Source organism: Eubacterium aggregans, from assembly GCF_900107815.1.
GTDB classification, from domain to species: Bacteria; Bacillota; Clostridia; order Eubacteriales; family Eubacteriaceae; genus Eubacterium_O; species Eubacterium_O aggregans.
Map to the genome: position 1 here is coordinate 1 of NZ_FNRK01000066.1, position 1,011 is coordinate 1,011.

The window sequence follows — 1,011 nt, forward strand, 5'->3', positions numbered from 1 at the left end:
TAAAGAGGCAGCAATATTACCAGTCCTTACAGGATGTTGCATAAGGTCGCTGAATCCTTGAGGGAAATCTGTCAACTATTATTGACAATATCAGAACGTAGGGGTCCGTCACCGAACCAAAAAAGACTTCCTTTCCGGCATATTTTTGAGGATTTTTTATTTCAGGCCAAATCTTGACATCTAAGAAATCACCCCAGGGCTCCGGATGATGGGTAAAGCGTTTCATAAAATCTGCATAACAGTATTTGCAGGCATGAGTACAGCCTACATAGGGGTTGACCGAATAATCGCCGACGGGAAGATTGGATTTCGTCAGTACATTTTTAGTTTCTATTTCTTTTATGATCGTTTCCATCATCTGCAACTCTACCAATTCTTTCAATGAATTTGTTCTTCAATATTGACACTCATCAGGCGGATATTCAATCCAATCAGACGGTGCCTCCGGCTAATCTTCCTAGACAGCTGTCTCATGGTCAGCGTTACCTTGCCCGTGTCGTCCCTTCGGTCCTAGACAGCAAGACTACTGACTCAACATGGAACGATAGGCTCACCTTGATGTCTGGTCTGTATTTTACGTTTTGTCCGTTCGAGGGAATAGGTCAATAGTGGATTTATGGGTGCTATCTGTTCGGGGAAACAGGTCAATGATTTTTATCCGTTCGTGGGAACAAGTCGATATATGGGGTATAATTCCTGTCATCTCCGGTGGCAAAGGTACTACCTATTGATAAAATGCACCGTTCAAAAGCAAATCGTTAAAATTTGCACCGCTTTTGCACACCCTAATTTCAGCCGCCCTGATGTTTGTTATCCATTATTCACAGAACACCTCAATGGTACGCAGTTGAAAATCAGTATTATATAAACTTAGCTCTTGGAACTCCACAGATGCTGCATTTTCCGGGACGAATTTTTCTATATTTCCGCAGACAGGGCAGAGTATAATGGTCTCATAAATTAAGACATTTTTTCAGACGGATATTAATGAATCTGATATACTAAAAAGAG

The 1,011-nt window shown here is 41.3% G+C and carries 1 pseudogene; it reads right to left on the minus strand.

Annotation, left to right across the window (positions count from 1 at the left end):
* Window positions 1–97: 97 nt before the first annotated feature.
* A pseudogene (locus BLW33_RS13960) lies at window positions 98–355 on the minus strand (radical SAM mobile pair protein B); the annotation flags it as partial.
* Window positions 356–1,011 lie beyond the last annotated feature (656 nt).